General features: G+C 73.8%; 16 protein-coding genes. 11 read left to right on the plus strand and 5 right to left on the minus strand.

From position 1 onward, the window contains the following. The first annotated feature begins 31 nt into the window (after positions 1–31). Positions 32–760 carry an oxidoreductase gene (locus MUB56_RS06385; protein WP_244931069.1) on the plus strand — a complete coding sequence of 243 codons (729 nt, stop codon included), beginning with the start codon at positions 32–34 and terminating at the stop codon, positions 758–760. Between the two features lie 321 nt (positions 761–1,081). Here the strand turns inward: MUB56_RS06385 and MUB56_RS06390 are convergent, their stop codons facing one another. Beyond that, complete coding sequence (locus MUB56_RS06390; protein ID WP_244931070.1) at positions 1,082–1,888, minus strand: HAD family hydrolase; 807 nt, start codon at positions 1,886–1,888, stop codon at positions 1,082–1,084. Between the two features lie 132 nt (positions 1,889–2,020). Between MUB56_RS06390 and ssd the strand changes: the two genes are divergently transcribed. The 7 genes from ssd to MUB56_RS06425 all read left to right on the plus strand — a co-directional run bounded on the left by ssd (position 2,021) and on the right by MUB56_RS06425 (position 6,834). Continuing rightward, positions 2,021–3,076: a septum site-determining protein Ssd gene (gene ssd, locus MUB56_RS06395; protein ID WP_244931071.1), complete on the plus strand. Its 1,056-nt coding sequence runs from the start codon at positions 2,021–2,023 to the stop codon at positions 3,074–3,076. Further along, positions 3,073–4,236 (plus strand): TadA family conjugal transfer-associated ATPase, encoded by a 1,164-nt coding sequence (locus MUB56_RS06400; RefSeq protein WP_244931072.1) that lies wholly within the window; start codon positions 3,073–3,075, stop codon positions 4,234–4,236. Before ssd ends, MUB56_RS06400 begins: the two co-directional genes overlap by 4 nt. Beyond that, the gene (locus MUB56_RS06405) at positions 4,233–5,009 is read left to right on the plus strand and encodes a type II secretion system F family protein (RefSeq protein ID WP_244931073.1); all 777 of its coding nucleotides are present in this window, start codon (positions 4,233–4,235) and stop codon (positions 5,007–5,009) included. Before MUB56_RS06400 ends, MUB56_RS06405 begins: the two co-directional genes overlap by 4 nt. A 4-nt stretch (positions 5,010–5,013) precedes the next feature. After that, on the plus strand, positions 5,014–5,751 hold the full coding sequence (locus MUB56_RS06410) for a type II secretion system F family protein (RefSeq protein ID WP_244931074.1): 738 nt from the start codon (positions 5,014–5,016) through the stop codon (positions 5,749–5,751). A 146-nt stretch (positions 5,752–5,897) separates the two neighbouring features. Then, positions 5,898–6,113: a DUF4244 domain-containing protein gene (locus tag MUB56_RS06415; protein WP_244931075.1), complete on the plus strand. Its 216-nt coding sequence runs from the start codon at positions 5,898–5,900 to the stop codon at positions 6,111–6,113. Then, positions 6,113–6,496 (plus strand): TadE family type IV pilus minor pilin, encoded by a 384-nt coding sequence (locus MUB56_RS06420; protein WP_244931076.1) that lies wholly within the window; start codon positions 6,113–6,115, stop codon positions 6,494–6,496. Before MUB56_RS06415 ends, MUB56_RS06420 begins: the two co-directional genes overlap by 1 nt. Then, positions 6,493–6,834 (plus strand): Rv3654c family TadE-like protein, encoded by a 342-nt coding sequence (locus MUB56_RS06425; RefSeq protein WP_244931077.1) that lies wholly within the window; start codon positions 6,493–6,495, stop codon positions 6,832–6,834. Before MUB56_RS06420 ends, MUB56_RS06425 begins: the two co-directional genes overlap by 4 nt. 25 nt (positions 6,835–6,859) lie before the next feature. Here the strand turns inward: MUB56_RS06425 and MUB56_RS06430 are convergent, their stop codons facing one another. Both MUB56_RS06430 and MUB56_RS06435 read right to left on the minus strand, forming a co-directional pair. Next, positions 6,860–7,171, minus strand: a complete 312-nt coding sequence (locus MUB56_RS06430) for a hypothetical protein (protein WP_244931078.1) — start codon at positions 7,169–7,171, stop codon at positions 6,860–6,862. Positions 7,172–7,180: 9 nt separating this feature from the next. Next, positions 7,181–9,532, minus strand: coding sequence for a DEAD/DEAH box helicase (locus MUB56_RS06435; RefSeq protein WP_244931079.1), 2,352 nt, complete (start codon positions 9,530–9,532; stop codon positions 7,181–7,183). A gap of 181 nt (positions 9,533–9,713) precedes the next feature. Between MUB56_RS06435 and MUB56_RS06440 the strand changes: the two genes are divergently transcribed. From MUB56_RS06440 to MUB56_RS06450, 3 genes are all read left to right on the plus strand, one after another. Further along, entirely contained in the window at positions 9,714–10,052 is a 339-nt protein-coding gene (locus MUB56_RS06440) for an anti-sigma factor antagonist (RefSeq protein WP_090853966.1), read from the plus strand. Between the two features lie 229 nt (positions 10,053–10,281). Next, positions 10,282–12,621, plus strand: coding sequence for a sodium-translocating pyrophosphatase (locus MUB56_RS06445; protein ID WP_244931080.1), 2,340 nt, complete (start codon positions 10,282–10,284; stop codon positions 12,619–12,621). A gap of 70 nt (positions 12,622–12,691) precedes the next feature. Continuing rightward, positions 12,692–14,164, plus strand: a complete 1,473-nt coding sequence (locus MUB56_RS06450; protein ID WP_244931081.1) for a methyltransferase — start codon at positions 12,692–12,694, stop codon at positions 14,162–14,164. Between the two features lie 46 nt (positions 14,165–14,210). Here the strand turns inward: MUB56_RS06450 and MUB56_RS06455 are convergent, their stop codons facing one another. Continuing rightward, positions 14,211–14,999 carry a hypothetical protein gene (locus MUB56_RS06455; RefSeq protein WP_244931082.1) on the minus strand — a complete coding sequence of 263 codons (789 nt, stop codon included), beginning with the start codon at positions 14,997–14,999 and terminating at the stop codon, positions 14,211–14,213. A gap of 86 nt (positions 15,000–15,085) precedes the next feature. Beyond that, on the minus strand, positions 15,086–18,760 hold the full coding sequence (locus tag MUB56_RS06460) for a carboxypeptidase-like regulatory domain-containing protein (protein WP_244931083.1): 3,675 nt from the start codon (positions 18,758–18,760) through the stop codon (positions 15,086–15,088). Positions 18,761–18,898 lie beyond the last annotated feature (138 nt).

The raw sequence follows: 18,898 nt of genomic DNA on the forward strand, positions 1-18,898 counted from the left end.
GGTGTCGGATCGGCGCGGTAGCCTCCGCTCCGTGACCGCCGATCCCCTGGCCTGGCTGGTGGCCCTGGAAGGGGTGCCGAGCGCGTTCGCCGCCGCCCGCGACGGCATCGACGCGGTGCTGCGCGACCGCGGCCTGCGCCGTACCTCTCCCGAGACGACCGGCGAGTCCCTGCTCCGCGGCGCGCACGCGAGCGCCGTACTGGAGGGGTCCACCTCCTCGCTCGCCGAGCTCCGCGAGGGCGGGGGCGACGACGTCGCGCGCGACGCGGTGCGACTCTCGACCGAGGTGCTCGCGCTGGTGCCGACGCTGCGCACCGCCCCGCTCCAGGCCCTCGCCCGGCTGCACGCCGTCGCCGCGTCCGGCTCGCTGGACCCCGAGCGGCTCGGCCGTCCCCGCGACGCCGCGTCCGCCGACCGGCTGCGCGACCTCGCCGCGCTGGTCACGGCCCGCACCGAGGCACCCGCGCTGGTGCTGGCCGCGGTCGTGCACGCCGACCTGGCCAGCGCGGCACCGTTCGCCTCCCACAACGGGATCGTTGCGCGCGCGGCCGAGCGGCTGGTGCTCGCCGCCCGCGGCGTCGACGAGAAGTCGCTGATCGTGCCGGAGGCGGCCCACCTCGCGCTGCGGGCCGAGTACGAGTCGAACCTGCGGGGGTACGCCGCCGGCACCCAGCCCGGCGTACACGCCTGGCTGCTCTACGCCGCCGAGGCGTACGCCGCCGCCGCGGAGGCGAGCCCGCTGCGCCGAGCTCTGGAGTAGGGGTTCTCGGGGAAAAGCACCGTCCCCACATGCAGGTGGCGCCCGGGTCTCAAGGACTCGGACGCCACCGCCTGACACGTGAGACCGCGGGCTACCAAGCGTGCAAGTTCCAACTGCTGCCACCGGAAGATCCGAGTCGGTCAGCACCCTAAGGAAGGGTAGGTCGCCGCGTGGGTACCCCGGTTCACGTGTACGTCTCTGGAGTTGTTGACTCCCTGTCTACGCCGCTTCAGTCGGGCGTACAACCCTTGACTTTCTACCCAATAACGGGGAGGGGTCAGCCCGAGGAGAACCGGCCCGGCTGACCCACCGAGGTGCTGGTCAGGCGCCGGGTCGGCGCTTGCGCGCACTGGCCCACAGCACCCCGCCCACCGCGACGGCACCACCGACGGCCAGGGCGGCCAGCGTGGGTACGGCAGGGGGCAGCACCCGGCTGCGCAGCGTGACCGGCCTGGTGAAGACGAGGACGGGCCACTCCCTGCTCGCGGCGATCTTGCGCAGCTCGCGGTCGGGGTTGACGGCGAACGGATGACCGACCGACTCGAGCATCGGCGCGTCGGTGACCGAGTCGCTATAGGCGTAGCTCTCGGCCAGGTCGTAGCCCCGCTGCTCCGCGAGCTCGCGGACCGCGCGGGCCTTCTCCTCGGCGTACGCGTAGTAGGCGATCTCGCCGGTGTACCGGCCGTCGGCGATCTCCATGCGGGTCGCGATCACCAGGTCCGCGCCGAGCATCTCCGCGATCGGCTCGACGACCTCGGCCCCGCTCGCCGAGACGACGACGACGTCGCGGCCGGCCAGCCGGTGCTCCTCGATCAGCGAGACGGCCTCGTCGTACACCAGCGGGTCGACGATGTTGTGCAGGGTGTCGGCGACGATCTCGCGGACCGTGGCGACGTCCCAGCCTGCGCACAGTTGCGACATGAACTGCCGCATCTTCTCCATCTGGTCGTGGTCGGCCCCACCGACGAGGTAGACGAACTGGGCGTACGCCGAGCGCAGCACCGCCCGGCGCGAGATCAGCCCGCCGGCCTGGAATGGCTTGCTGAACGCCAGGGTGCTCGACTTGGCGATGATCGTCTTGTCGAGGTCGAAGAACGCCGCGGTGGGCCGCAGCGTCGGAGCCGTCATGCCCTCCATCGTAGGGACCTCGGCCGCGGACCGGGCCAGGAACCGTCCACAGCTGCCCCTCCGGCGCAGGTCGTCCCCAGGTCCCGACGCAGCGGGCCCGGTCGGTCGGCGCGGCAGGGGAACGTCTCGGCCATGAACCCACCCCTCTTCGTCACCCGCGACGAGACCCTGCTCGACGAGCTGCTCCGGCTGGCGGCGGCCGCCGGCGTCACCCCCGAGGTCGCGGCCGACGCGGGTGCCGCCCTGCGGTCGTGGACCGCGGCCCCGCTCGTGCTGCTCGGGTCGGACCTCGCCGGCGAGATGGCGCGGCTCGCCCCGCCACGACGTGCCGGGGTCCACCTGATGTCCTGGGGCACCTCGCCCGACGGGCTGTTCCGGGTCGCGCTCGACCTGCGCGCCGAGAGCGTCACCGACCTCCCGCGGTCCGACGCCTGGCTCGTCGAGACCCTCACCGACCTCGGCGACGAGCGACCCGCGCGAGGGCTGGTCATCGGGGTGGTCGGCGGCTCCGGTGGGGTGGGAGCGACCACCTTCGCCTGCGCCCTCGGGCAGGTGGCCGGTCGGACCGGTCCGGCCGTCGTGGTCGACACCGACCCGCTCGGGCCCGGCATCGACCGGGTGCTGGGTCTCGAGGGTCGAGACGGCATCCGGTGGGACGCGCTGTGCCAGACCACCGGACGACTCAGCGCCCGATCGCTGCGAGAGGCGTTGCCCCGCCGAGACGGCGTGGGCGCGCTGACGTGGGACGCCGGCACCCGCGGCACCCGCGGCACCCTCCAGGCGTTCGCGGTGCGCGAGGCGCTCTCGGCCGCTCAGCGCGGTCACGACACGGTGGTGGTCGACCTGCCCCGGAGCGGCGACCCAATCGTCGACGAGATCGCGGCCCGGTGCGACCTGGTCCTGGTGCTGGTCGCGCCGACCGTCGCCGGGGTGGCGTCGGCCGGCCGGGTGTGCGCCCGGCTCCCGGACCGGGGCGGCGCACGTCTCGTGGTGCGCGGGAGCGGACTCGACCCCGCCCAGGTCGCGCGGGTGACCGGCGTGCCGGTGCTGGCCCAGGTGAGCCACCAGCGCGGGCTCGACGAGGCCATCGACCTCGGGCTCGGGCCGGTGCGTTCGTGGCGCGGGCCGCTGGGCCGCGGCGCGGGCGCGGTCCTCGACCGGATGGCGCTGACTCGGGCGGCGGCGTGAGCGCCGAGCTGCCGGCGGGGATCGTCGAGGCGGTCCGCGACGACCTCGTCAGCAGACCGGGAGAGCTCACGCCGCACCGGGTCGCGGAGGCCCTGCGCCGGGCGGGCCGGCCGGTCGGCGACGCCACCGTCCTGGCCGTGCACGACGCGCTCCGGCGCGACGTCCTGGGGGCGGGGCCGCTCGAGCCGCTGCTCCGGCTGCCGGGGGTGACCGACGTGCTGGTCAACGGGCCCGCCGCCGTCCACCTCGACCGGGGCGACGGGCTGGAGCTGACCGACGTCCGGTTCCGCGACGACGAGGCGGTGCGGCGGCTGGCGCTGCGGCTGGCCGCCACCGCCGGCCGCCGGCTCGACGACGCCACGCCGTACGCCGACCTGCGGCTCGCGGACGGCACCCGGTTCCATGCCGTGCTCGCCCCGGTGGCGCGACCGGGCACCGTCGTCTCGCTGCGGGTCCCGAGCGCGCGGCAGTTCTCGATGACCGGCCTGGTCGGTGCGGGGATGCTCGGTCCGGGCGCGGCCCGGCTGCTCGCCGCCGTGGTGGCGGCCCGCCTGGCGTTCCTGGTCAGCGGGGGCACCGGCAGCGGAAAGACCACGCTGCTGGCGGCGCTGCTCGCCACGGTCCCGCCCGAGGAGCGGCTGGTGCTGGTCGAGGACGCCTCCGAGCTCCGGCCCGACCATCCGCACGTCGTCGGCCTGGAGGGCCGGCCGCCGAACATCGAGGGCGCCGGCGCGATCGACGTCCGGACCCTGGTCCGGCAGGCGCTGCGGATGCGGCCGGACCGGCTCGTGGTCGGCGAGGTGCGGGGCGGGGAGGTCGTCGACCTGCTCGCTGCGCTGAACACCGGCCACGAGGGCGGGTGCGGCACACTGCACGCCAACTCCGCCGCCGACGTGCCGGCCCGGGTCGAGGCGCTCGCCCTGGCCGCCGGGCTCGGGCGGCACGCCGTGCACAGTCAACTGGCCTCCGGCGTCGACCTGGTGCTCCACCTGGCCCGCGACCGCGACGGGGTCCGGCGGCTGCGGGAGGTCGCGGTCCCGGTCCGCGACGATGCCGGCCTGGTGCGGATGGAGACGGCCGTGCGGTTCGAGCCGGACGGCCGGGAGGTGACCGGGCCTGCGGCCGCCCGGCTCGAGCGCGCTCTGGCGGACGCATCGTGACCGCGCTCGCCGTCCTGGCGGCTGCGCTGGCCGCCGCTCTCGTGGTCGGTCGCCCGGTCCGGCTCCCACGCTCGGCCGAGCGCCCCCCGTTCGGCCGACACCTGCTCCCGCTGGGCCTGGTCCCGCTGGCGCTGCTGCTGGCCGGCACCTCGCCGCAGGTGCTGGTGATCGCCGGGGTGGCCACGGCCGGGTGGTTCGCCGGGTCCGCCCTGTGGCGCCAGCGGTGGGCGCGGCTGGAGGCGGAGCGGACGGCGGCCCGGGTCCTGGAGACCTGCGAGCAGCTGGCCGGGGACCTCGCGGTCGGCCAGCCGCCTGGGCCGGCACTGACCCGGGCGGCCTCGGGCTGGTCGGACCTGGACCCGGTGGCCCGGGCGTTCGCCGTCGGCGCCGACGTGCCCGCTGCGTGGCGCGAGGTCGCGACCAGGCCGGGGGCGGCGGACCTGCGCCACCTGGCGGCCGCTTGGCAGGTCTCGCACCGCACCGGCCAGGGTCTCGCCGAGGCGGTCGACCGGGTCGCCGAGCGGCTCCGCGCGGGCCAGGCGACGCGGCGGGTCGTGCGGGGCGAGCTGGCCTCGGCCAGGGCCACGGCCCGGCTCGTCGCGGGCCTCCCGGTCGTCGCGCTGCTCATGGGCTCCGGTGCCGGTGGCGACCCGATCGGGTTCCTGCTCGGGCATCCGGTGGGGCTGGCCTGTCTCGCCGGCGGGCTCGGCTTCGGGATGGTCGGTCTCGCCTGGATCGAGGCCCTGGCCCGCGACGTCGACCGGGCCGGGTGAGCCCGTGATCGGCCTGGTCGTCCTCGCCGCCGTCGCCGCCGCGCTCGCGGCGGCACTCCTGGTGCCCGGCCGCCCGCGGCTGCGCGACGGCCCGTCCAGCTCGTCCGGCCCGCTGCCCGCGGCCGTGGTCTCCGGTCCGGGATGGATGCTGCGCTTCCGCCTGCTGTGGTGCCTGCTCGCCGGGATGGCCGGTGCGGTCTTCGTCGGCGGACCGGTCGGGCCGGCGGCCGGTGCCGGTGCCGGGGTGGTCGTGTGGTTCGTGATCGGCCGGGCTGAGCCCCCGTCGGTGCGGCGGCGCCGTGACCAGACCCGCGCCGACCTCCCACACGTGGTCGGCCTGTTGGCCTCCGCCCTCCGAGCAGGTGCCGCCACCGGTGAGGCGGTCGGAGTCGTCTGTGACGCGCTCCCGGGCGCGGCCGCCGACCGGTTGGCTCCCGTCGCTGCCCGGCTGGCTCTCGGGGCGGACCCGGTCCGGGTCTGGGAGCAGCTCGCGGACGACGACGCCCTCGGGCCACTCGGCCGGGCCCTGGCCCGCGCCCAGGCCACCGGTGCTCCGGTCGTCCGCTCCGTGGAACGCCTCGCCGACGATCTCGCCACCGGCGCCCGCGCCGAGGTCGAGGACCGGGCCCGGGCCGTGGGCGTCAAGGCTGCGCTGCCGCTCGGGCTCTGCCTGCTCCCGGCGTTCGTGCTCATCGGGATCGTCCCGCTGGTCGCCGGGCTGCTCGGGACGGTCGCTCTGTGAGGGACGCCCTGGGCCACGAGCCGTCCACCGGACACGGCCCGACACCGCCTTCCACAGGACCGCGCTCGGGGGCAGCGGACGGTCCGTCCGGCGCCGCAGGCTCGGTGCACCGGCCGCACCCGCGGCCACGACGAGGAGGAGACCTCATGCGTGACGAGCTGCAGAACCAGTCCGACGACCAGGCCCAGGAGACCGGCTGCGGCGGGCGCGAGGAGCGCGGGATCACCACCGCCGAGTACGCCGTCGGCACGGCCGCGGGCGCGGGTCTCGCGGGGCTGCTCTACAAGATGCTCACCGGCGGCTTCGGCAACGAGCTGCTCTCGACGCTCTTCGACCACGTGCTCGACCTGCTGGGCATCTGATGACCCGCCCCCGCCGCCCCCGCCGTACCGACCGGGGGGCCGCCACGGCCGAGCTGGCGATGGTGCTGCCGATCCTGGTGGCGGTGACCATCGGGCTGGTCTGGCTGCTCGCGGTCGGGGCCGCTCAGGTCCGGGTCGTCGACGCCGCGCGGGAGTCGGCGCGGGCCGCGGCCCGCGGGGAAGCGGACGGGGATGCGGTGGCGCGCGGGCAGCAGGTGGCCCCGGCGGGCGCCACCGTCACTCTGAGCCGGTCCGGCGACCGGGTCCGGGCGGTCGCGTCGGGGGAGGTGCGCGGACCGGGCGGCCTGTTCGGCTTCCTGCCGGGAGTCACCGTCCGGGCCGCGGCGGTCGCCGCAGCGGAGGGGGAGGCGAGGACGCCGTGATCGACGAGGACCGGGGCTCGGCGACCGTGCCGGCGGTGGCCCTCCTCGGGGTGCTGCTGCTCCTGGGGGCCGCGCTGGGCGCCGTCGCCGCCGTCGTGGTGGCGCACCGGGCGGCACAGTCGGCGGCCGATCTCGCGGCTCTCGCCGCGGCCACCGCGCTGGCCGACGGCGGTGACGGCTGCGGGGCGGCGGCCTCGGTGGCCGACGCCAACGACGCCGAGCTCACCCGGTGCGCGCTCAACGGACCGGAGGCACGGGTGACCGTGCGGGTGGCCGGTCCGCGCTGGCGAGTGCTCGACGTCGACCCGGAGGCCGAGGCGCGGGCCGGGCCCGGCTGAGGCGTGGGCCGTCAGTGAGGGTCGGTCAGCGCCGGTCGTGGTCGGCGTCGTCGTTGTCGCGGTGCCGCTCGCGGTCGGCGACCTCGAGCTTCTCCGAGAGCTCCTCGAGCTTCTTGGACTCGCGCCGCTGGCGCAGGGTGCGCTTGGTGCCGTACTTCAAGATCCCGAAGCCCCACAGGACCGCCAGGCCGGCGCCGACGCCGAGCAGGAAGAGCCCGAGCGGGCTGACTCCGATGCCCACCACCTCGAGAGCGGTCCCGTCGAGCTCGGCGGTGAACACGGCGGACACGATGACCAGCGCGCCGGCGCCGATGAGGAGGAGACCCAGAAGCAGCATGGGCCGAGGCTACTGCTCCGCGGCCTCCGCCGGAGCACCCAGGAGCAGGACGTCCAGAAGGGCCGCCGCGCCGGCCTTGTCGAGGGGGTTGTTCTGGTTGCCGCACTTCGGCGACTGGATGCACGACGGACAGCCCTCCAGGCAGGCGCACGAGGCGATCGCCTCGCGGGTGGCCGACAACCAGGCACGGGCCGCCCGGAAGCCGCGCTCGGCGAAGCCGGCACCGCCGGGGTGGCCGTCGTAGACGAAGACGGTGAGCACACCGGTGTCGGGGTGGACCGCGGTCGAGACGCCACCGATGTCCCAGCGGTCACAGGTCGCGAAGAGCGGCAGCAGGCCGATCGAGCAGTGCTCGGCGGCGTGGGCCGAGCCGGGCAGGTCGGCGGCCGCCAGGCCACTCTCGGCGAGGACGTGATCGGGCACGGTCCACCACACCGATGCGGTGCGCAGGGTCCGCACGGGCAGGTCGAGCGGCTCCTCGGCGACCACCTCGCCGCTGGGTTGGCGGCGCTTGAGGAACGACACCACCTGGTGACTGACGTCGACGTCGCCGAACGAGAGTCGACAGCCTCCCCAGTCGCGGTGCTCGCGCTCGCCGACGATGGTGATCTCGGTGACCTCGCGGGCCGACGTCGAGTAGTCGGGGTCGGCGCGCCGGATCTCGGCCACGTGCTCGTCGAGGTCGAGCGAGTCGACCAGCCAGGTCTCGCCGCGGTGGACGTAGACCGCGCCGGCGTGCGCGGTGGAGTGGGCGCTGGCAGCGTCGACCGTGCCGATCACCCGACCGGTGCCCGCCTCGACGAGCTGGACCGGCGACCCGCCGGCGGAACGGATGTCGGCCAGGTCCGCGGCTCGGCGCCGGTCGGTCCAGAACCAGCCGCGCGGGCGGCGCCGCAGCAGCCCGGCTTCGGTGAGGCTGTCGAGCACCTCGCGGGCGCCTGGTCCGAAGAGCGGCAGGTCGGCCTCGGTGAGCGGCGCCTCCTGGGCCGCGGCGCACAGGTGCGGGCCGAGGACGTAGGGGTTGGCGGGGTCGAAGACGGTGGCCTCGACCGGCTGGCCGAGCAGCGCCTCCGGGTGGTGGACCAGGTAGGTGTCGAGCGGGTCGTCGCGGGCGACGAGCACCCCGAGAGCGTCCTGGCCGTCGCGACCTGCTCGGCCGAGCTGCTGCCACATCGCGGCGCGGGTGCCGGGGAAGCCCGCCAACAACACCGCGTCGAGGCCGGCGACGTCGATGCCGAGCTCGAGGGCGTTGGTGGCCGCGAGGCCGAGCAGGTCGCCGCGGCGCAGTGCGGCCTCGATCGCCCGCCGCTCCTCGGGGAGGTAGCCGCCGCGGTAGGCGGCCACCCGCCCCGGCAGGGACGAGTCGACCTCGGCGAGCAGCTCGGCCGTCGTCGCGGCCACGTGCTCGACACCGCGCCGCGAGCGGACGAAGGCGAGGGTGCGCACCCCCTCCAGCACCAGGTCGGTGAGCAGGTCGGCGGTCTCCGAGGACGCGGCCCGGCGCACCGGCGCGCCGTTCTCACCGGTGTGCGCGGTGAACGGCGGCTCCCACAGCGCCAGCGACACCTGGCCGCGCGGGGAGTCGTCGCCGGTGACGGCGAGGACGTCGAGTCCGGTCAGCCGGCCGGCGGCGACCTCCGGCTCGGCCACGGTCGCGGAGGCGAGCACGAACGTCGGATGGGCGCCGTACGACGCGCAGACGCGCCGCAGCCGGCGCAGCACGTGGGAGACGTGGGCGCCGAACACTCCTCGATAGTGATGGCACTCGTCGACCACGACGTAGCTCAGGGAGCCGAGGAACGCCGACCAGCGGGCGTGTCCGGGCAGTAGGGAGCGGTGCAGCATGTCGGGGTTGGTCAGGACGTACTCGGCGTGGTCGCGCGACCAGTCGCGCTGGTCGCGGGAGCTGTCGCCGTCATGGGTGGTGACCCGGACGTCGAGCCCGAGACCCGAGAGCGAGGTCAGCTGGTCCTGAGCGAGCGCCTTGGTTGGCGCGACGTAGAGGACGGTGGCCCCGCGCTGACCGCGGGCGCCCCGGCTGCCGCGGACCCGGGACAGGGCGGGCAGCTGGTAGGCCAGGGACTTGCCGGAGGCGGTGCCCGTGGCGAGCACCACGTGCTGACCCGCGTGCGCGGCGTCGGCGGCCACGGCCTGGTGACGCCACGGGCTGGTGATGCCACGTCGTTGGAAGGCCTCGACGACGTCGGGAGCGGCCCACGCCGGCCAGTCGGTGCGGACACCGGAACGGGCCGGAAGCACCTCGACGTGGGTGAGTCTGTCCTCGCGTCCGGGGCGGGCGGCGAGTCGCTCGACCAGACCCGGGAGCGCTGGGCTGCTGCGGGGGATGGTCGTCGTCGTCACGCTCCCGATCCTGACAAACGGCACCGACAGCCCGGGGTCACCGTGACCTTCGGTTGTCCCGCACTGTTTACTTCTTTGTGCGCGCGAGCGTTCGGCATGGTTTCATTGTCCAGGCCGGGTGTCGGGCGCGTGTCGTCCCGGACTCGGGCGCCGGTCGGAAAAATCCTCCAGGGGAGTACACGTGGACCTCACTCTTGCAACGCGCGACGTCGATGGGAAGACCATCGTTGCCGTCGGTGGCGAGATCGACGTCTACACCGCGCCCAAGCTGCGCGACAAGATCACCGAGCTCGTCGCCGCCGGTGTCTACGACATCGTGATCGACATGGAAGCCGTCGAGTTCCTCGACTCCACCGGGCTCGGCGTGCTGGTCGGCGGGCTGAAGAAGGTCCGTGCCCACGACGGCTCGCTGCACCTGGTGTGCACCCAGGACCGGCTCCTCAAGATCTTCCGCATCACCGGCCTCGCGAAGGTGTTCGTGATCCACGACTCCGCCGACGCCGCCCTCGCCAGCAGCTGACCCGGCCGCGCGGGATCCCGCGCACCCGCCACACAGCGCCCCGGCCGTCCGTTCTCGGACGACGGGGCGCGTCGTCGTACCCGCCCCGGATCGGGGATTCGGAGACGACGACCGCGACGCGCCATGTGGCGTCGGTCACACATAACCGCGTGACGTAGATCTCGTCTGCGTAGACTCCGGCACGTTCTCAGACCTGAGTCACTCCACCAGCTACTGCAGGAGGAAACACATGACGGGGATCGCACCCGCTGTCGTGGAAGTCTCCGGCGGCAATCTCGTCCTGGTCATCGTCGTCGCCCTGATCGCGCTCGGCGCGCTCGCCATGGCTGCGATGTTCCGCCAGGAGGTCCTAGCCGCCGGTGAAGGCACCGACAACATGAAGGCCATCGCCCAGGCGGTGCAGGAGGGCGCGAACGCCTACCTGACCCGCCAGTTCCGGACGCTGGCGATCTTCGCCGGGATGGCGTTCTTCGCGCTCCTAGTGCTCCCGGCCGACGACGCCATGGTGCGGATCTTCCGCTCGGTGTTCTTCATCGTGGGCGCGGGCTTCTCCGCGACCGTCGGCTACCTCGGCATGAACCTCGCCGTCCGCGCGAACCTCCGGGTCGCCGCCGCGGCGGAGACCACGGGGCGCGAGCCCGCCATGAGGATCGGCCTGCGGACCGGGGCGATGGTCGGCATGCTCACCGTCGGCCTGGGCCTGCTCGGCGCCAGCCTCGTGGTGCTGTTCTTCCAGGACGAGGCGCCCCACGTGCTCGAGGGCTTCGGCTTCGGCGCGGCCCTGCTCGCGATGTTCATGCGAGTCGGCGGCGGCATCTTCACCAAGGCCGCCGACGTCGGCGCCGACCTGGTCGGCAAGGTCGAGAACAACATCCCCGAGGACGACCCGCGCAACGCCGCCACCATCGCCGACAACGTCGGTGACAACGTCGGCGACTGCGCCGGCATGGCCGCGGACCTCTTCGAGTCGTACGCCGTCACCCTGGTCGCGGCGCTGATCCTCGGCTCGCAGGCCTTCGGCGACGCCGGCCTGGTCTTCCCGCTGCTGATCCCCGCGATCGGCGCCCTGACGGCCGTGGCGGGTGTCTACCTCACCCGGCCCAAGGCGGGCGAGAACGGCCTGACGACCATCAACCGGTCCTTCTACCTGTCCTCGGCCATCGCGGCGGTGGCCAGCGTGGTGCTGGCCTACGTCTACCTCCCGGGCAGCTTTGCCGAGTTCGACAACATCGCTCCCGAGCTCGCCGGCGCCGACGGCGACCCGCGCTTCATCGCGGCCGCCGCGGTCGTGATCGGCATCGTGATGTCCGCGGGCATCCTGGCCCTCACCGGCTACTACACCGGCACCGAGTACAAGCCCGTCAAGGACGTCGGCAAGACCTCGCTCACCGGCGCGGCCACGGTCATCCTGTCCGGCCTCTCGGTCGGGTTCGAGTCGGCGGTCTACACGACCCTGGTGATCGGGGCCGCGGTGTTCGGGGCCTACCTCCTCGGGGGTGCGGCCCTGACCGTCTCCCTGTTCGCGGTCGCCCTGGCGGGTTGCGGGCTGCTCACCACGGTGGGCGTGATCGTCGCCATGGACACCTTCGGGCCGGTCTCCGACAACGCCCAGGGCATCGCGGAGATGTCGGGCGACGTCAGCCCCGCCGGCGCGCAGATCCTCACCGAGCTCGACGCGGTCGGCAACACCACGAAGGCGATCACCAAGGGCATCGCGATCGCGACCGCCGTCCTCGCAGCCACCGCGCTGTTCGGGTCGTACGCCACCTCGGTCTTCGAGGAGCTCGCCGACGCCAACGTCGGTGCGGACGAGGCCTACCTGCTCGACTTCAGCGTGTTCAACCCGGCGGTCATCGTCGGCGTCCTCCTCGGTGCGGCCGTGGTGTTCCTCTTCTCGGGCCTGGCGATCAACGCCGTCGCCCGGGCGGCGGGCGCGGTGGTCTACGAGGTACGCCGCCAGTTCCGCGAGATCCCCGGGATCATGGAGGGCACCGGCCGTCCGGAGTACGGCAAGGTCGTCGACATCGTCACCAAGGACTCGCTGCGCGAGCTGATCACGCCGGGCATCCTGGCCGTGCTGGCCCCGGTCGCGGTCGGCTTCGGCCTCGGCGTGACGGCCCTCGCGGGCTTCCTGGCCGGAGCGATCGGCACCGGCACCCTGATGGCGGTCTTCCTGGCCAACGCCGGTGGTGCGTGGGACAACGCCAAGAAGCTGGTCGAGGACGGCAACCACGGGGGCAAGGGCTCGCCCGCCCACGAGGCGACGGTCATCGGCGACACCGTCGGCGACCCGTTCAAGGACACCGCCGGTCCGGCGATCAACCCGCTGATCAAGGTGATGAACCTGGTCTCGCTGCTGATCGCCAGCGCGGTCGTCTCGCTGAGCGTCGGCGACGACCAGAACGACCTCGTCCGCAGCCTGATCGCGCTGGTGGCGTTGGCGATCATCGCCGGGGCCGTCTACATCTCCAAGCAGCGCGCGGTCACGCTCGGCGACGACGTGCCGCCCGCACCGCCGGCGGTGCCGCCGACCACGCAGGTCGACCCGACGCCCACGGCGCAGATGTAGCAACGCGCCCCACACGACGCCCACCCGGACGCCCCGGGTGGGCGTCGTGCGTCGACACTAGGCTGCTCCGGTGAGCGACCTTCCGCACCGCCTGCGCGACGCCCTGACGACCGCGACCTTCACCTACGACGCCGTCGCCGAGCTGCTGGGCCCGCTGGCCCACGGCGCGCTCGCCCGCAACGAGACCCGGCCCGGGGTACGCCGGACCGGCGGCGGCTCGCCGCTGGAGACCCTGGTCCGGCTGTTCCTGCTCCAGCACCCGGTGCCGGCGGCCCAGGCCGAGGCCGCGCTGCCCGGCCTGGTCGACCGGCTGGCGAACGAGGGGATCCTCGAGCAATCGGTGGGCGAGGTCGCCGCGCGGCTCGACGTACGCCCCTATGCGACCGACACCGCCGGTGAGGACCTGTGGGTGGTCAGCGACCTGACCCCCGGCCTCGACGGCGGACCGCAGCGGGTCGGCCCGCAGCACGTGCTCGGGATCAGCTCGGCCTCGACGTCGCTGGCCCAGCTGACCCTGCGCGACCCCGTCGCCCGCGCGCTCGACCTCGGCACCGGCTGTGGCGTCCAGGCGCTCCACCTGGCCAGGCACAGCATCTCGGTGGTCGCCACCGACGTCAATCCGCGGGCGCTCTGGATGACCCGGTTCAACACCGCCCTCAACGACGTCGCGGACCGGGTCGAGGCGCGCGACGGGTCGTTCTTCGAGCCGGTCCGGGGCGAGCAGTACGACCTGATCGCCACCAACCCGCCGTTCGTGATCTCCCCGGCGACGGGCGAGCGGCTCGTCTACCGAGACTCCGGCCTGCCGGGCGACCGCGTCGTCGAGGACATCGTCCGGGCCGCGCCGGACCACCTCACCCCCGGCGGCTGGTGCCAGGTGCTCGCCAACTGGGTGATCGAGCGGGACCGGCCCTGGGACGAGCGGCTGGCCGGCTGGCTCGCCGACGACTGCGACGCGCTCGTCGTCCAGCGCGAGGTCGTCGACCCCGCCCAGTACGTCGAGCTGTGGCTCAAGGACGCCGGCCACCACGGCGGGCCCGACTACGCGCACCGCTACGACACCTGGCTGTCGTGGTTCGACGAGCAGGGGATCGAGGCGATCGGGTTCGGCTGGGTCAACCTGCGCAAGCGTCCCGAGGCCGGTACGCCGGCCCGCGAGCTGCTCGACTGGCCCTACGACGTCGAGCAGCCCATCGCCCCGGCCATCGGCGCCTGGGGCGACGCGGTGGACGCGCTGGCCGACGGGGTCGGGCTCGACTCCCGCCTGAGCGTCCGCACCGACGTGCGCCAGGAGACCGTCGGCGCGCCCGGGGCCGAGGATCCCGAGGCCGTCGTCCTCCGCCAGCAGCGCGGGCTGCGCCGCGCGCGGCAGGCCGACACCGTGGAGGCGGCGCTGGTGGGCGCCTGTGACGGCGAGCTCGCAGTCGGCCAGATCCTCGACGCGCTGGCCCAGCTCCTGGAGCGGGACGCCGCGGATACCCGGACGACGTACCTCCCGGTGGTGCGCGAGCTGGTCGCCCAGGGCTTCCTCGAGCCGGCCTGACCGCTCCCGATCGCCGAGTCAGCACTACTGGTGCTGACTCGGCCCACTACTTCTGCTGACTCGGCCCACCCGCTTCTGCTGACTCGGCGGCGCGGGCCCGGTCGCGCAGCCGCACCAGCTGCTCGCGGGTGGCCCCGAGCAGCACGTCGGAGCGCCAGAGCGGCAGCAGGTCGGGCACTCCTGTCGGTCGAGGCTGGGAGGAGTGGCCGCGGAACCCGCGCAGGGCACCGGAGACCTCTCGGCCTGGCGTCGACAGCGAGCCGGGCAGGCCGAGGGTGTCCTGGACCGTGCCGACCCGGCGCGAGCCGCTGGGGTGGAAGAGCCCGTTGGCCTTGCCGACCGTCCAGCAGACGCCGCCGGCCAGCAGGGCCGCGGACCTGGACTGGGTGACCCGGGCCGGTTCCTCGACCCACAGGGCGAGCAGGGCGTTCCGGAAGGCGTGGGCGGTCTCGGGGTCGAACCACCGGTCGGCCACGATGTCGAGGAGCGTCGCCGTGGCCTCCAGGCGCTCGCGTGACTCCTGATCCGGGTAGTCCGACGGGAGGTCGGTGGCGTCGTCGGTCAGCGGCTCCGCATCGAGCGCGTCGAGGGCCGCCGGCCCGCCGCAGACCTCGGCGAGCCAGTCGAGCACCTGCACGTCGTGAGGCGGCGCGGGCGGCGGGGGCGGCGGGGGAGGCGGCGCCGGGCGATCGACGTACGCCGCCCACTCGGTGTTGGCGGCGCGCTCGTGCCAGGTGTCGACGAGGCGACCGCCGACGAAGACGAGGTGGGTGACGCGGTCGGCGAGGTCGATGCTGGAGCGGGGGTAGGGGTCGGGATCGAACCAGTCGTGCACGGGGACCTCCGAGGTCGGGGACGGTGCGTGCCACCGTGGCACGCACCGCCCCCGGCCCGTGGAGGTCATCCACAGGCCCCGCGGACTCAGACCTTGATCTTGATCTTCACCTTCGCCTTGGCGAGGTTCTTGCTGCCGCCGTAGCTGATCGTCAGCGTGTGCTTGCCCTTCTTGAGCTTCTTGAGCTTGATGACGGCCTTGCCCTTGCTCTTGGCCTTCAGGGCGGCCTTGCCGACCTTCTTCCGCCCGTCCAGGACGACGAAGGAGCCGACCGGCTTCTTCAGGCCCGCGACCTTGACCACGACCGTGAGCTTGCCCTTCTTGTAGCTCGCGACCAGCTTGGGCTTGGCCTTCGGCACCGCGACCGGCCTGCTGGTGCCGGTCGTCTCCACGCGGAACAGGTCCTCGTTGGGGTCGTCGACCGTGACCCTGAAGCTCAGCTTCCGGCCGCCGGCGACCGCCGGGACCTTGAAGCGCTGCCCGACGGAGCCGGTGCTGTAGTCGTCAGCGGCCTTGCCGTCGATGAACCACTCGACGGAGGCGTAGTCCGTGTCGGGGGTGAAGGCGCCACCGCCCTCGGGGCGCCGCCACGACCCGAACGAGGCGGTCACGACCTTGCCCACGGCGACCTTGCCCACTACCTTCGGTGCGGTCGCGACGATGAGCTCGGCGCGGGCGAGCATCACCTCCTCGATCGTCTCGACCGTCCGGCCCGCGATCTGCACGTCACCGCCGGCGGTCACCACGACAGCGACGTTCTGCTCGGTCTCGTCGTCGATCAGGTACGTCGGCGCGTAGAGCGGCTTGCTGAAGTTCAGCCAGTAGGTGCCGGGCAGCACCGGCAGCCGGTAGACGCCGTGCGCGCCGAGCGAGCCCGCGCCGATCACCTTGTCCGGGCCCGAGGCGATCGACCGTTGGCGATCGGCCGGGGTGCCGTTGATTGGATCGGCCCGCACGACGACCCCGTCGAGCTCGACGGTGTCGTCGCTGACCGTGCCGACGATGTCGAACGTCTCCGTGCCCGTCGAGCGGGTCATCGGCAAGGTCGGGAGGTTGGTGACCGGGACGTTGTCGACGGTCACGTCGCGGGTCGCTGACGTGCCGACGCGGACGATCTTGGGCGTGTCCTTCCCGCCGTACTTGGTGGTCAGGTAGAGCGGCGCGGTGTTGTCGAGGTCGACGTACTCGATCTCGTAGGTGCCGACGGGCAGCGCCAGGCTGAACGTGCCGCCGGAGCCGGTGACCGCGGGCGTCACCGTGCGGGCGTCGCCGTCGACCTTCGAGAGCGCCCGGACGGTGATGCCGGCCAGGTTCGCCGGCGGGGACGCATCGCTCGTGACGCTGCCCCCGAGGGGGAAGGTCTTCTTGCCGAGGAGGGCGCGCTCGCCGATGTTGGGATTGGCCGCGACGGGGTCGTCACCGGGGGCGACGACCAGCGTGACGGTGCCGTCGGTGACCTGGTAGTCGGCGGGCACTGCGGGCTCGGTGCCGGGGTCGAGGTAGTAGCTGACGGGGTCGAAGGTGTCCTGCGTGAAGCCGGGGGTCGTCAGCTTGATCCGGTACCGGCCGTTGAGGACGTCGAGGTCGAACTTGCCGTCGGTCCCGGTCAGCACCGACTTCTCCGTCCCGCTGCCGCCCTGGGGCTCGGCGGTGACCGTGATCCCGCCCAGGCCCTCGTCGGCCGCGTCGACGACGGTGCCGAACAGGTTGGTCGTGCTGGTCGAGCTGCGCGGGGTCAGCGTGGTGAGGCTGAGGTTCCTGCCCCGGGGGAGGGGGTCGTCGCCGTAGGTGACGGAGCCGCCCTGGTTGATGGTCAGCCTGGTCGCGGTGGAGGCGGTGGCCCCGCCGTACCACTGGTCGTTGTAGCCGGCGCTCTTGAACTGGAGCAGGTAGGGACCGCCGATCGGCAGCCCGATGGTGTAGCCGGTGCCGGACGGGGTGACCGCGGGGACCAGCGGGGTGTCGAGCGCGTCGGGGTCGTAGGCCACGACGGTCACCCCCGTCGGAGCGGTGCCGCTCGGCTGGCCCGCGACCGCCAGGCTGCCGCTCAGCAGGTACGGCTTGCTGGGCAGCTCCATGGTCGGCAGGGATGCCGTCGGATCGCCGTTGTCGACGCGGACGCGACCGTCGGTCGTCACGGTGATCACGGAGGGGCCGGCGTTGTCCGGGTCGGCCTTGTACGACGCGGTCGGGAAGTCCTCGCCCTTGCCGAAGCTCAGCGTGTAGGGGATGTCCGGGGTCAGCGTCAGCTCGTAGCTGCCGAGCGCCGAGGTCACGCCCTCGTCGGCCACCCCGCCGCCGGTGAGCGCGCGCACCTGGACGCCCTCGATCGGCTTCCCCAGGGCGTCGGTCACCAGACCGCGTACGTCGGCGGGCCCGCCTGAGGCCACGCTGATCTGCGCGGTGATCGGCGCGGGCTCGAATCCGCCGCCGCGGCTGACGGTCACGACGGTCGGAGTGCTCGCGCCGCCGAGGAACGCGTCGTCGTACTGCGGGTTGGTGGTGTCCTCGTCGAAGAAGTAGAGGTAGTAGCGCCCGACGGGCAGCGGCAGCTCGAAGGCGCTCGAGCCGGCCGAGGTCTCGCGCTTGACGATCGGCTCGTCGCTCGGGTCGGGCAGCTCGCCGCCGGCGGCGTCGTACGCCCAGACGTCGACGACCCCGGCCGGTGCGCCGGCGCCCTGGACGGTGACGGTGCCGCCGACCGGGTGGTCCACGCCGACCAGGTCCAGGTCGAGGCTGGAGACGGTGCCGTCCGCGGTGCTGAGGATGCCGTCGTCCGCGACGGTGACCAGGGTCTTGAGCTGCTTGAACTCCGGCGACGCCGCGGTGTCGTCGACGGTGAGCTCGTAGGTGCCCGCGCGGGCGCCGGTGATCGTGAACGTGCCGGTTGCGGCGTCCGCCCCGGCGGTCGTCCGGACCGGCGCGGGCTGCGTGCCGCCGGCCGTGTTCGCGGCCGTCACCCGGACGTCGCCGACCCCGGCGCCGAGGGCGTCGTCCACCCGGCCGGTGATCGACCAGGTCTCGCTGCCGGAGAGCTGGGTGAGGGCGACGGTGCAGACCTGACGGCCGGCCGGCAGGGTGCACGGCTGGGGTGCGCCGTCGATCTCGACGGCGCCGCCGCGCGTCACGGTCAGGACCGTCTCGATGTCGGGGTACCACGGGTCGGCGTACCCGGCCGGCGCGTCGATCCGCAGGCGGTAGTCACCCTCGGGCAGGGCGAACTCGTAGACGCCGTCGGTCAGCTCGGAGTCACGAGCGGCGAGCTCGTCGTCGTCGCCGTACGCCTCGACCGCCACGTTCGCGGGGGCGGGGGCGCCGCCCGGGCCGGTCACGACGCCGGTGATGGTGTGGAGATCCGTGGACAGCAGGGTCACGACACCCAGGTCCTCGATCGCCTGACCGTCGACGGTGACGGCGCCGCCGTCCACCACGACCGAGTCCGGCTCGGCGCCGCCGTACCAGCCGGGTGCGTGGCCGGCGAGGGTGTAGCGCAGGCGGTAGGAGCCGTCGTCGAGGTCGAGCTCGTAGCCACCGTCCTCGTCGGTCTCGGTCCCGAGGTCGGCCTGCAGGGTGCCGCCCGCGTCGTACACCTCGACCGTCACACCCTCTAGTCCGCCGCCGTCGGTGTGGTGGACGACACCGTCGAGGGGGACAGGATCGGCGTGCGCGGGCGGAGCCCCCATCAGGGCCGTGGTGGGGACGGCGAGCACGATCGCCAGCAGGAAGAGGAGGGGGCGGAGGGCGCGGGGCAACGCGGGCATAGAAACTCCAGGGGGGAAGGCACGGGACTGGGCCATGCTGGGGGCGCGGGCGAGCGCCCGAGACCATCCTGGTGGACTTGGTACGGGAGGGCTAGACCAGTGGCGAATAGGTCTGGCGGAATGTGCCGGGACCGGCAC

Source organism: Nocardioides sp. W7 (genome assembly GCF_022919075.1).
Taxonomy (GTDB): domain Bacteria; phylum Actinomycetota; class Actinomycetes; order Propionibacteriales; family Nocardioidaceae; genus Nocardioides.

Coding starts and splice junctions, on each gene's coding strand:
- MUB56_RS06390 (WP_244931070.1), bottom strand. CDS start 1,888: ATGACGGCTCCGACGCTGCGGCCCACCGCGGCGTTCTTCGACCTCGAC.
- ssd (WP_244931071.1), top strand. CDS start 2,021: ATGAACCCACCCCTCTTCGTCACCCGCGACGAGACCCTGCTCGACGAG.
- MUB56_RS06415 (WP_244931075.1), top strand. CDS start 5,898: ATGCGTGACGAGCTGCAGAACCAGTCCGACGACCAGGCCCAGGAGACC.
- MUB56_RS06420 (WP_244931076.1), top strand. CDS start 6,113: ATGACCCGCCCCCGCCGCCCCCGCCGTACCGACCGGGGGGCCGCCACG.
- MUB56_RS06430 (WP_244931078.1), bottom strand. CDS start 7,171: ATGCTGCTTCTGGGTCTCCTCCTCATCGGCGCCGGCGCGCTGGTCATC.
- MUB56_RS06445 (WP_244931080.1), top strand. CDS start 10,282: ATGACGGGGATCGCACCCGCTGTCGTGGAAGTCTCCGGCGGCAATCTC.
- MUB56_RS06460 (WP_244931083.1), bottom strand. CDS start 18,760: ATGCCCGCGTTGCCCCGCGCCCTCCGCCCCCTCCTCTTCCTGCTGGCG.